The organism is Streptomyces murinus (genome assembly GCF_002154555.1).
Taxonomy (GTDB): domain Bacteria; phylum Actinomycetota; class Actinomycetes; order Streptomycetales; family Streptomycetaceae; genus Streptomyces; species Streptomyces murinus.
Genome location: NZ_MUNF01000182.1, coordinates 1 through 10,196 on the forward strand (window position 1 = coordinate 1; position 10,196 = coordinate 10,196).

General features: G+C 71.8%; 10 protein-coding genes. 3 read left to right on the forward strand and 7 right to left on the reverse strand.

The features are described 5' to 3' along the window. The coding region (locus tag CCN72_RS13295; protein ID WP_143664094.1) for a LysR family transcriptional regulator at positions 1-599 on the reverse strand (599 nt) is incomplete at its 3' end. A gap of 71 nt (positions 600-670) precedes the next feature. On the opposite strand from CCN72_RS13295, the gene CCN72_RS13300 reads away from it, so the two are divergent. Next, positions 671-1,858, forward strand: coding sequence for a TDT family transporter (locus CCN72_RS13300; RefSeq protein WP_086807705.1), 1,188 nt, complete (start codon positions 671-673; stop codon positions 1,856-1,858). Here CCN72_RS13300 and CCN72_RS13305 read toward each other — a convergent pair. The 4 genes from CCN72_RS13305 to CCN72_RS13320 all read right to left on the reverse strand — a co-directional run bounded on the left by CCN72_RS13305 (position 1,770) and on the right by CCN72_RS13320 (position 6,325). Continuing rightward, positions 1,770-2,492 (reverse strand): helical backbone metal receptor, encoded by a 723-nt coding sequence (locus CCN72_RS13305; protein ID WP_086807706.1) that lies wholly within the window; start codon positions 2,490-2,492, stop codon positions 1,770-1,772. The genes CCN72_RS13300 and CCN72_RS13305 overlap by 89 nt on opposite strands. Then, a complete protein-coding gene (locus CCN72_RS13310) occupies positions 2,489-3,061 on the reverse strand; it encodes a helix-turn-helix domain-containing protein (RefSeq protein WP_085562445.1) in 573 nt (190 codons plus the stop codon). Before CCN72_RS13310 ends, CCN72_RS13305 begins: the two co-directional genes overlap by 4 nt. A gap of 383 nt (positions 3,062-3,444) precedes the next feature. Continuing rightward, entirely contained in the window at positions 3,445-5,247 is a 1,803-nt protein-coding gene (locus tag CCN72_RS13315; protein ID WP_085562444.1) for an ABC transporter permease/substrate binding protein, read from the reverse strand. Continuing rightward, positions 5,240-6,325 carry a quaternary amine ABC transporter ATP-binding protein gene (locus tag CCN72_RS13320; protein ID WP_086807707.1) on the reverse strand — a complete coding sequence of 362 codons (1,086 nt, stop codon included), beginning with the start codon at positions 6,323-6,325 and terminating at the stop codon, positions 5,240-5,242. Before CCN72_RS13320 ends, CCN72_RS13315 begins: the two co-directional genes overlap by 8 nt. Positions 6,326-6,572: 247 nt before the next feature. On the opposite strand from CCN72_RS13320, the gene CCN72_RS13325 reads away from it, so the two are divergent. Both CCN72_RS13325 and CCN72_RS13330 read left to right on the forward strand, forming a co-directional pair. Further along, entirely contained in the window at positions 6,573-7,502 is a 930-nt protein-coding gene (locus CCN72_RS13325; RefSeq protein WP_208637998.1) for a 5'-3' exonuclease, read from the forward strand. Between the two features lie 142 nt (positions 7,503-7,644). After that, positions 7,645-8,493, forward strand: coding sequence for a siderophore-interacting protein (locus tag CCN72_RS13330; protein WP_086807708.1), 849 nt, complete (start codon positions 7,645-7,647; stop codon positions 8,491-8,493). A 26-nt stretch (positions 8,494-8,519) separates the two neighbouring features. Here CCN72_RS13330 and CCN72_RS13335 read toward each other — a convergent pair whose 3' ends face one another. Both CCN72_RS13335 and CCN72_RS13340 read right to left on the reverse strand, forming a co-directional pair. Continuing rightward, complete coding sequence (locus tag CCN72_RS13335) at positions 8,520-9,452, reverse strand: 5'-nucleotidase (RefSeq protein ID WP_086807709.1); 933 nt, start codon at positions 9,450-9,452, stop codon at positions 8,520-8,522. Between the two features lie 56 nt (positions 9,453-9,508). After that, positions 9,509-10,090: a GNAT family N-acetyltransferase gene (locus CCN72_RS13340; RefSeq protein ID WP_086807711.1), complete on the reverse strand. Its 582-nt coding sequence runs from the start codon at positions 10,088-10,090 to the stop codon at positions 9,509-9,511. Positions 10,091-10,196: the final 106 nt, after the last annotated feature.

Consider the following 10,196-nt stretch of genomic DNA (forward strand, 5'->3'; position numbering starts at 1 on the left):
CGGCGCCGGGGCATCCCTGGGCCCGGCGCCGTCACCACGATCAGCCGGTCGTGCCCGATCACCACCGCGTCGAGCCCCGCGGGCACGGAAAGCCCCTCCACGAAGCCCAGGTCCGCCTCCCCCGACAGCAGCAGCTCCGCCACCCTCGCCGAGTTCCCGGCAAGCAGCGACACCGCCGTGTCCGGACGCTCGGCGTGCAGCGCCAGCAGCCAGCCCGGCAGCAGATACTCGGCGATGGTCATGCTCGCGGCCACCCGCAGCCGTGAGTCCCGCCGGTCCCGCAGCGCCCGCGCCCCCGCGTCGAACGCCGCCGCCGCCTCCACCACCCGCCGCGCCCAGTCCGTCACCAGCACGCCCGCGTCGGTGAGCCGGGACCCCCGCGGGGAGCGGTCCACCAGGGCGACCCCCAGCTGCCGTTCCATCGACCGGACCCGGCTGCTCGCCGCCGGCTGGGTGATCCCGACCTCCCGCGCCGCCGCGCCGAGACTCCCCAGCCGCGCCACCGCGAGCAGCAGTTCCAGCGCCGCCAGATCCGGTACGCGGTGCGCCAACGACCCCGTACCCTCGCCCCGCCCACCGGGCCCCTCCACCTCGCTCATAAGACCAGCTTATGCCCTCATAGAAGGGAACTCCCTGGTCAGGGACCATTCCCCCGGGCACGGTTGATGCCATGGTCACCGTTGCCCAATCCCTTCCCGCCACCCGCGCGCCCCGTGCCACCCGCGCGCCCCGTGCCGCCCGGGTCCGCCATCTCGGCCCGAACTGGTACGCCTCCGTCATGGGCACCGCCGCCGTCGGCACCGCAGGCACCGCGCTGCCGATGGACCTGCCGGGCGCCCTGCACACCCTCCTCGCGGCGGTCTGGGCGCTGTCGCTGCTGATGCTGGTGACCCTGCTGGCGGCCCGCACCCTGCACTGGATCCACCACCGCGACCAGGCCCGCGCCCATCTCCTCGATGCGGCGATGGCCCCGTTCTACGGCTGCCTCTCCATGGCCCTGCTGGCCGTCGGCGGCGGCGCGCTGACCGCGGGACACGGCTGGCTCGGCACCCCGGCGGCCGTCGCCCTGGACACCGTGCTGTACACGGCGGGTACGGCGGTCGGGCTGTGGGCGGCTGTGGCCGTGCCGTACCTGATGTCCGTACGGCACCGTATCGAGCCCTCCCAGGCGTCCCCGGTGTGGCTGCTGCCGCTGGTCGCGCCGATGGTGTCGGCCGCGCTCGGCCCGCTGCTCGTGCCGCATCTGCCGGCGGGCCAGCCCCGCGAGACCCTGCTGCTGGCCTGTCTCGCGATGTTCGGACTGAGCCTGTTCGCCACCCTGCTGATGCTGCCGCTGGTCCTCGGCCGGCTGATCACCTCGGGCCCGCTGCCGCTCGCGCTCACCCCGACCCTGTTCCTGGTCCTCGGCCCGCTCGGGCAGTCCACCACCGCCCTCGGCTCGATCGCCAACGCCGCGCCCGGGGTCGTACCGGCCTCCTACGCGCACGGCCTCGCCGTGTTCTCCGTGCTCTACGGCGTGCCCGTGATGGGCTTCGCGCTGATGTGGCTGGCGCTGTCCGTCGCCCATCTGGTGCGGGCCCGCCGCCAGGGCATGGGGTTCGCGATGACCTGGTGGGGCGCCACCTTCCCGGTGGGCACCTGTGTCACCGGCGCGGCCGCCCTCACCCGGCACACCTCCCTCACCGCGTTCCAGGTGCTGTCCGTCGCGCTGTACGTGCTGCTCGTGGCGGCCTGGCTCGCGGCGGCGTCCGGCACGGTGCGCGGACTGCTCAGCGGTGAGCTGCTTGCAGCGCCTCGCCCAGCACTCGGGGCGCCCACGCCAGCGACGGGCCGTACCACGTCAGATCACGCCCGCTGACCAGCGCGCAGGCAAGGCCGGGAAAGGCCTCCGGGCCGTCCTCGGCGGTGAAGCGATAGGGCTCGTCGGGGAGGACGACCACGTCCGGGGCCGCGGCCACCAGCTCGTCCAGGGGGATGCGGGGGTAGCGCTCCGGATGGTCCGCGTACAGGTGGTCGACGCCGAGGCGGGAGAGCACATCGCCCGCGAAGGTGTCCCGGCCGACGACCATCCAGGGTCTGCGCCAGATCGGTACGACCGCCGTCCGGCGCCCGGCCGGCTCCGGCAGCGCGCGCCACGCCGTCTCGGCCTCCCGCAGCCAGCCGGGCCGCTCGTCCGCCCCGCAGGCCGCCAGCACCCGCGCCAGCTCCCCGAAGGCGTCCGGCACGGTCCGCACCTCGGTGACCAGGACATCGAGGCCCGCCGCGCGCAGCGCGTCGAGTTCGGGGACGCGGTTCTCCTCCTCGTTGGCGATCACCACATCGGGCGCGAGCTCGATGATGCGCTCCACCTTGGGGTTCTTGGTCCCGCCGATCCGGACGACGTCCAGCTCCCCCGGATGACTGCACCAGTCCGTGGCCCCGACGAGCGCTCCGGGCAGCGTCTCGGCCACGGCCTCGGTGAGCGAGGGGACCAGGGAGACGACGCGTTTCACCGGGACCGGTCCCGCACGGCCTCGATGTGCTCGGCAACGGCCACCACGATGATCCGGGTGTCCGGCACGGTCGCCCGCCAGCGGTGTCTGACCCCGCCGGTGAGATACAGCGTGTCGCCGCGGCCGAGGCGGTACGCGCGGCCCTCGGCCTCGATCTCGACGGCGCCGTCGGCGACGTACATCAACTCGTCATTGCGGTGCTGGAACTCGCGTCCCGCGTCATGGTCGCCGGTGAACTCGGAGGCGTGCAGCTGATGGTGGCCGCGGACCAGATTGCGGGTGCGGGGGGCGAAGTCGTCCTCGGCGAGCGGTTCGGCGCGCACCAGGTCGACGGTGGCCGCCGGGTCCGCCGCGGCGAGGAGTTCGACGGCCGTGGTGCGCAGCGCGTCGGCCAGTTTCTCCAGGGAGGTGCTGCTGGGCCGCGCCCGGTCGTTCTCCACCTGGCTGAGGAAGGGCACGGACAGGCCGGTTCGCTCGGCGACGACCGCGAGGGTCAACTCCAGGGCACGCCGGCGCCGCCGGACCGCCGCGCCCACCCGTACGGGCTGCTGCTCTTTGTGGTCGCCCATCGCTCCGGCTCCCTCCCTCGCTCATGTGCGTTCCTCAATTGGCTTCACTGCACCCTACGCATGTTCGGCAAACGGTTTCATGCGCGTGTCACATCCCCGTCTCACCGAATACCCCCTACCCTCACGTTCGCGCCAGGCGTCGGCGGCCCCGAAGGGGTCCCCCGCGGCTTCCTCCCTGGGGATGAACATGCCCACCAGCCAGAGTCATCACGCTGGGTGATTGGCCGGATCCTTCCCGTAGGGGACGCGGACTCCCCGCCCCGAGAACACCCCGAGAACGCCCCGAGGGGCGGACGGCTCCGTACCCCATCGTCGTACGGTGCCGTCCGTCCCTCGGCGGGCCGGTCCGGGCCGGTCGGGTCACCCGGCCGCCCGGTCGTGGGTCATCCCTTGGCCTGCGTGCCGGAGACCGGCGCCCACTTGTCGACCAGGCCGGGGTTCGCGCGCAGCCAGGAGCGGACCGCGTCCTGCTCCTTGCCCTTGCCGGCCCCCTGGATCTTCGCCTCCAGGCCGGTGAGCTGCTTCTCGGTCATGGAGAAGTTCTTCAGCCAGTCGGCGACCTGCGGGTTGTCCCCGGCGAATCCCTTGCGGGAGAGGGTGTGCACGCCGTCGCCCTTGCCCCAGGCGCCCTTGGGGTCCTGGAGCTTCTTCAGGTCGTAGCTGCTGTAGGCCCAGTGCGGGGACCACAAGGTGACGAGGACCGGCTGCTTGCGGGCGTAGGCGCGCTTGAGCTCGGCGAGCATGGCCGGGGTCGAGCCGTCGATCACCTGGTAGCTGCCGCTGAGGCCGTACTCCTTGAGGACCTTCGTCTTGAGCAGGCTCATCTCGCCGGCGCTGGGCTCGATGCCGACGATCTTCCCGCCGAACTCGGAGGCGTGCGCCTTGAGGTCGGCCAGGGAGTTGACGTCCTTCACATAGGAGGGGACGGACAGCTCAAGGGAGGTGGGGCCGTACCACTTGCCGATGTCGTCGAGCTGCTTGCCGTACTTCTTCCAGTACTCGGCGTGCGTGGTGGGCAGCCAGGAGTCGGTCTCGAAGTCGATCTGCCCCGTGGCGAGGCCGGTGTAGAGCGGACCGGCCGCGTACTGGGTGGTGGTGACCTTGAAGCCGCGCTCCTGGAGGATCTCCTTCCACAGGAAGGTGGAGGCGATGCCCTCGTCCCAGGGGATGTAGCCGATCTTGATCTCCTTGCCCTTGCCGACATCGGTGCCGGAGGCCTCGGAGGTGGTGCCGTTGGGGCCGAAGACACCGATGCCGCCCGCGGCGAGCGCGAGGACGACGATCCCGACGACGGCGACGACCGGACGCGGCCGGTACGACCACACGCGCGCGGGCGCCTTGGCGGCGGCCCGGCGCCCGGACGGGGACAGCTGGGTGCCCAGGGCGCCGGTGATGCGGTCCAGGTAGATGGCGAGGACGACGATGCCGACACCGGCCTCGAAGCCGTAGCCGATGTCGAGCTGGCCGATGGCCTCGTTCACGGCGCCGCCGAGGCCGCCGGTGCCGACCATGCCGGCGATGACGACCATGGACAGGCCCAGCATGATCACCTGGTTGACGCCGGCCATGATGGTGGGCAGGGCGAGCGGCAGCTGGACGCGCCACAGGATGTTCCGCGGGGTGGTGCCGAACGCCTCGGCCGCCTCGACCAGCTCGGCGTCGACCTGGCGGATGCCCAGTTCGGTCATCCGGACGCCGGGGGCCAGGGCGAAGATCAGGGTGGCCACGACACCGGCCGCGGTGCCGAGCCCGAAGAAGAGCATGGCCGGGATCAGCAGGACCATGGAGGGCATCGTCTGGAGCAGGTCCAGGACGGGCCGTACGGCGGCGCCGACCGCCTTGGAGCGGGCCGCCCAGATGCCCAGCGGGATCGAGATCACCAGGGCGATCACGGTGGCCACCAGGACCAGGGCGAGCGTGGACATCGCCTGGTCCCACAGCTGGAGCGAGTCGACCAGGGCGAATCCGGCGAAGGCGAGGATGCCGGCGAGCAGTCCGCGCAGCCACCAGGCGAGGACGGCGAGGATGCCGGCCATCAGCAGCGGCGTGGGCGCGCCGAGGACGGCGTCGATGCCGTTGTACATGCCCTCCATGACGGCCTTGATGGCGTCGAAGAGCCAGGAGAGGTGGCCGACCAGCCAGTTCACACCGGAGTCGACCCAGTCGCCGAGGGGCAGCCTAGGCACGGCCGATCACCTTCTTCCCGTCGTCGCCGGAGCCGTCGCAGGCGGTGGGCTCGCCCTGTTCGTCGCCGAGGAAGCCCACCAGGCGCTGCCGGGGCACCACGCCGACGAGGGTGCGGCCGGCGTCGAGGACGGCGACCGGGTGCGGCAGCCGGGCGCTGATCGCGCACAACTCGGTGAACGGCGTGTCGGGCGTCGCCGTCTCGCAGGCGCAGTCGGCCTCGTCGCCGCGCAGCTCGGTGTCCATGACGGCGCTCGCGGTGAGCACCCGGGAGCGGTCGACGTCCTGGATGAAGGAGGCCACGTAGTCGTTCTCGGGGCGCAGCAGGATGTCCTCGGCTGAGCCGGTCTGCACGATACGGCCGTCGCGCATGACGGCGATGCGGTCGCCCAGGCGCATGGCCTCGTTGAGGTCGTGGGTGATGAAGACGATGGTCTTCTTCAGCGTCTTCTGGAGCTCCAGGAGCTGGTCCTGCATGTCGCGGCGGATCAGCGGGTCCAGGGCGCTGAAGGACTCGTCCATGAGCAGCAGGTCGGCGTCGGTGGCCAGGGCGCGGGCGAGGCCGACGCGCTGCTGCATGCCGCCGGACAGCTCGTCGGGCCAGGACTTCTCCCAGCCGGCCAGGCCGCACAGGGCGAGCGCCTCGTCGGCGCGGCGTTCACGCTCGGCGCGGGGCACGCCCTGCACTTCCAGGCCGTAGGCGGCGTTCTCGCGGACGCTGCGGTGCGGGAACAGCGCGAAGTGCTGGAAGACCATGCTGATCTTCCGGGAGCGCAGCTCGCGCAGGCCGCGGTCGCCGAGCGCGGTGAGCTCCTCGCCGTCGAAGCGCACGCTGCCCGCGGTCGGCTCCAGCAGGCCGTTGAGCATCCGCAGCAGGGTGGACTTGCCGGAGCCCGACAGGCCCATGACCACGAAGATCTCGCCGGCCTCGACACGGAAGGACGCGTCGATCACGGCGGCCATGGTGCCGTCGGCGCGCAGCTCCTCCCGGTCGGTGCCCTTCTTCAGGCGCTCCACCGCTTCGTCCGGTCGTCTGCCGAACACCTTGTACAGGTGCTCCGCCTCAAGCCTGGCTTGCACGCGAACCTCTTGTCTCGGGAACAGGGGACAGAAGGCGAAGGCCGTACGGCGGTCAGAAAGCCGGGGCCCGAGGGGCCCCGACAGTTGAAAAGCGCACTACTTCGCTCCTGAGGGCGCGCCTGCCCAGGTCAAACAAAGGCAAACTGATACGTGGCCGGGCTCACCGCGATGCGTATCACGCAACGCGTTCCAGGACGAAAGGTGCGCGAGGGTGATCCAGGGGTGACTGTCAGTGGCGTACGGCATGATGCGAAGCGTGACCGGACGACTGATGCTCCTCGACACCGCCTCGCTGTACTTCCGCGCCTATTTCGGCGTTCCCGACTCCGTGCGGGCGCCGGACGGCACCCCGGTGAACGCCGTGCGCGGACTGCTGGACTTCATCGACCGCCTGGTCAAGGACCACCGGCCCACCCACCTGGTGGCCTGCATGGACGCCGACTGGCGGCCGAAGTGGCGAGTCGAGCTGATCCCCACGTACAAGGCGCACCGGGTCGCCGAGGAGCACACCGGCGCCCCGGACACGGAGGAGGTGCCGGACACCCTCGCCCCGCAGGTGCCCGTCATCGAGTCCGTGCTGGACGCGATCGGCATCGCCCGCGTCGGGGTCGCCGACTACGAGGCGGACGACGTGATCGGCACCTTCACCGCCCGCGCCGCGGGCCCGGTCGACATCGTCACCGGCGACCGCGATCTGTACCAGCTGGTGGACGACAAACGCGGCGTGCGGGTCCTGTACCCGCTCAAGGGCGTGGGCACCCTCCAGGTGACCGACGAGGCGGTGCTGCGCGAGAAGTACGGCGTCGACGGAGGGGGGTACGCGGACCTCGCGCTGCTGCGCGGCGACCCGAGCGACGGACTGCCGGGCGTGCCCGGGATCGGCGAGAAGACGGCCGCCAAGCTGCTCGCGGAGTTCGGCGACCTGGCCGGGATCATGGCGGCCGTGGACGACCCGAAGGCGAGGCTCACCCCCTCGCAGCGCAAGCGGCTGACCGAGGCGCGGCCGTATGTCGTGGTGGCGCCGGAGGTGGTGCGGGTGGCCGGTGATGTGCCGCTGCCGGACGTGGACACCGCGCTGCCGGGCGCCCCGCGCGATCCGGCGGGCCTGGACGAGCTGGCGGCCCGGTGGGGCCTGGGCGGCTCGCTCCAGCGGCTGCTGACCACGCTGAGCGCGTAGAAGCCGCGCGTCCACCTCGTAAACGCGGCCGTCAGATCGGCAATTTTCGAGCAAAGCGCGACCGTTGAATCACAAAGGAAGATCGGGCCGCGAGGAGAGATGTTAACTTAGGTATACCTAACCCAGTTCGCAGGAGGCCGTGATGGCAGAGCGTCCGGAACGAAAGCCGCGCAAGGTCCACACCGCCCAGGTGGTGCGCACCGAGCGGCTGACCCCGCACATGCAGCGCGTGGTGCTCGGCGGCGACGAACTCGCCGGGTTCGCGGCGGACACCTGCACCGACCACTATGTGAAGCTCCTGTTCGGCCCACCGGGTGTCAGCTACCCGGAGCCCTTCGACCTGGAGCGGATCCGCGCCGAGTTCCCGCGCGAGCAGTGGCCGGTGACCCGGACCTACACCGTGCGCGGCTGGGACGCCGAGCACCGCGAGCTGACCCTGGACTTCGTGATCCATGGCGACGAGGGCCTGGCCGGTCCCTGGGCGCTGCGCGCCCGGCCCGGCGAGAGCCTGCGCTTCATGGGCCCCGGCGGCGCCTACGCACCCGACCCGGCCGCCGACTGGCATCTGCTCGTCGGTGACGAGAGCGCGCTGCCCGCCATCGCCCGCGCCCTGGAGACGCTGCCCGCCGACGCGCGGGCCCACGCCTTCGTGGAGGTCGCCGGGCCCGAGGAGGAGCAGAAGATCGACTCCACCGCGGAGATCGTCTGGCTGCACCGCGGGGACCGCCCGGTCGGCGCCGCGCTGCTGGAGGCCGTACGCGCCCTGGAGTTCCCCGAGGGCCGCCTGCACGCCTTCGTGCACGGCGAGGCCGGCTTCGTGAAGGAGCTGCGCCGGATGCTGCGGGTCGACCTGCGCATCCCCCGCGAGGACCTCTCGATCTCCGGCTACTGGCGCCTCGGTCACAACGAGGACGGCTGGCAGGCATCCAAGCGCGAGTGGAACGCCCGTATCGAGGCGGAGCAGGAGGAGGACGGCGCCCAGGCCGCCTGAGCCCCGCGGCGCGCACCCCCCGGGCCTCAGCGTGCGTTGATCTCGCCGAACGGCACATGCACGCTCGGGGTCGTCCGTGCCGTGCTCTCCAGGTGCGTCACCTGGTCGTCGAAGAAGATGTGCGGGTCCAGCACCTTCATCACGGCGCCCTTGTCTATGCCGCCGAGGAAGAACGCGTCGTTGACCCGCACGCCCCACTGCTTGAGGCTGTTCACGGCACGCTCGTGCGCCGGGGCGTTGCGCGCGGTCACGATGGAGACGTGCACGCGCATCTCGTACTCCGGGTGTGTCCTGCGCCGTTCCTCCTCCCGGTTCTGGATCCGGTTCACCCCGGCGAGGAAGTCGCGCAGCGGCCCCGCGTCGTGCGGAGTGGCCGCGTTGCGCGCTTCGTGGGCCCGGAACTCCTCCAGCCCCTCGGCCTGGTAGACCTGTTCGGCCGCGTCGGTGGCGAGCACCCCGTCGAAGTCGAACGCGATCCGCAGCTCCCGGTCCGCCGCGTCGTCCGGGTAAGCCGCCCCCAGCACATGCCCGGCGGGCAGCCCCGCCGCGACGGCCTCCCGCACATCGTCGCCGTTCGCGGACAGGAACAGCGACATGTTCAGCGCCGGCATGAACTTGTACGGGGACCGGCCCTGCATGAACACGGCCCGGCTGATGGGCAGGTGATGGGCCTGTATCGAGCGCATGACCCGCAGCCCGGTGTCGGGGTCGTTGCGGGAGAGGATGATGACCTCGACCAGCGGATCGCCCGGCTCCCCCAGGTCGTTGAGCGAGAGCAGCCTGCGGATGAACGCGAACGCCACCCCGGGACGCAGCGTGCGGTCCCGGTTCTCCTCCTGGTAGGCCCGGTAGGCCTCCTCGCCCTGCTGCCTGAACACCGCGTCGGACTCCCGCAGATCGAACAGGGCACTGGAGGCGACACCGACGACGAGCCGGTTCGCGAGGTCATAGGCAGGCATGCGCCTTATCTTCACACCGGAAACGCCCGCCGGATCCCACGGCCGCCCGCGCGGGTTCAGTCCCCGCGCACCCGGGCGTGCAGATGCATGTCGTGCCAGCCGTCGAGGTGCAGATACGCCTTGCGCCGGGTGCCCTCCGGGGCGAACCCGGCCTTGGCGGCGACCCGGCAGGACGCCTCGTTGGCGGTGGAGTGCATCAACTCCAGCCGGTGGAAGCCGATCTCCTCGAACGCCCAGTGCGTCAGCGCGGCGGCCGACCGGGTCGCCACGTTGCGGCCACGGGCCGCCGCCACGGTCCAGTAGGCGAGTTCGGCCAAGCCGTCGGCCAGCTCGATCTGCCGTAGCGCGACCCTGCCCAGCAGCCGATCGGTGCCCTCCTCCACGACCGCCCACTGCGGCTCCCGCTCCCCTGCCCACGCCTCCTGCCACTGCGTGATCCACCCGGCGGCCTCCGCCTCGGACTCGCAGGACTTGCCGTGGAAGCGGTGCATCAGCGGATCCTGGAACGCCGCGTGCACGGCGGGCGCGTCCCCCGCCCGCCAGGGGCGCAGCACCAGACCGTCACCGGTCGGGATGATGGGCTGGTCGGTACGGGCGAGGGCGCCGGCGGTCAGCACCGGGCTGGTGAGAATGGGCATGACCGACATACTGCACCCGTCATCCCTCCCCTCGTACCCTTGACCAGGTGAGACGCCGTACGCCGCCGCCCGCCCCGCTCCCCCAGCGCGACGGGGTCGACCCCGT

What these genes read in the sequence shown, in the direction of transcription:
- CCN72_RS13330 (WP_086807708.1), top strand. Translation starts at nt 7,645, where the DNA reads ATGGCAGAGCGTCCGGAACGAAAGCCGCGCAAGGTCCACACCGCCCAG.
- CCN72_RS13325 (WP_208637998.1), top strand. Translation starts at nt 6,573, where the DNA reads ATGCGAAGCGTGACCGGACGACTGATGCTCCTCGACACCGCCTCGCTG.
- CCN72_RS13335 (WP_086807709.1), bottom strand. Translation starts at nt 9,452, where the DNA reads ATGCCTGCCTATGACCTCGCGAACCGGCTCGTCGTCGGTGTCGCCTCC.
- CCN72_RS13310 (WP_085562445.1), bottom strand. Translation starts at nt 3,061, where the DNA reads ATGGGCGACCACAAAGAGCAGCAGCCCGTACGGGTGGGCGCGGCGGTC.
- CCN72_RS13340 (WP_086807711.1), bottom strand. Translation starts at nt 10,090, where the DNA reads ATGCCCATTCTCACCAGCCCGGTGCTGACCGCCGGCGCCCTCGCCCGT.
- CCN72_RS13300 (WP_086807705.1), top strand. Translation starts at nt 671, where the DNA reads ATGGTCACCGTTGCCCAATCCCTTCCCGCCACCCGCGCGCCCCGTGCC.